Annotated in this window: 1 protein-coding gene; it reads right to left on the bottom strand. The window is 50.9% G+C overall.

Going from position 1 to position 641, the window contains the following annotated elements; translation table 11 throughout:
- Positions 1-393 precede the first annotated feature (393 nt).
- Positions 394-641: transposase (locus ASH01S_RS17685; RefSeq protein ID WP_169794279.1), on the bottom strand; the 248-nt coding region annotated here is incomplete at its 5' end.

Below are 641 nucleotides of genomic sequence, written 5' to 3'. Positions count from 1 at the left end.
ACGAAAATGAGTCCAGAGAGGCAGAGACCTTCGGTAGAAAATGGGTAAGCGAGAATTGAGGCTGTAATCTGCAGTCTCTGGAAACGGACGATGGGCAACAACATGAGGACTAGGGCTTGGAAATTACAAATCCTTTCGACTCCAATCTGCGGATCATTTCCGCTTCACGGCGTTCTTCATTGCGCTGCCTGAAACTTTCAAGATAGTCTGGACCAAGTTCCGTGTACGGTTGTTTCCGGTGTAGGACATGATACACAATCCGAAGCAGAGTGTGAGCTAGAGCGACTCATGCCTTCTTGACGCCCATTCTGCGAACCCATAACCAATAGCGAGAGGAAAGTCTTGTGTTCCTCGTACGTGCAGCTGCCCAAGCGCACTCACAGAGTACCGCCTTCAAAGCACTGTTTCCGCTTCGTGACCGGACCCGTTTTTTTTACCTGCACTCTCATGATTTCCGGGACTGAGACCGGCCCAGGCAGCCAATTGTTTGTCACCACCAAACTGGTCCATGTCAGCGCCAATTTCAGCCAAGATAATGGCGGCTGCGTTTTCGTTGATCCCAGGTATCGTAGTTATCAGCTCAAAGGCCTCCTGCTTGTCGGCCACATGAGCACGAATCTCCGCCTCGACTTCTGAAATAG

Source organism: Alicyclobacillus shizuokensis NBRC 103103 (assembly GCF_001552255.1).
Lineage (GTDB): Bacteria > Bacillota > Bacilli > Alicyclobacillales > Alicyclobacillaceae > Alicyclobacillus_G > Alicyclobacillus_G shizuokensis.
Note: the sequence above shows the minus strand (reverse complement) of the source record. Positions and strands in the feature narration are given on the sequence as shown.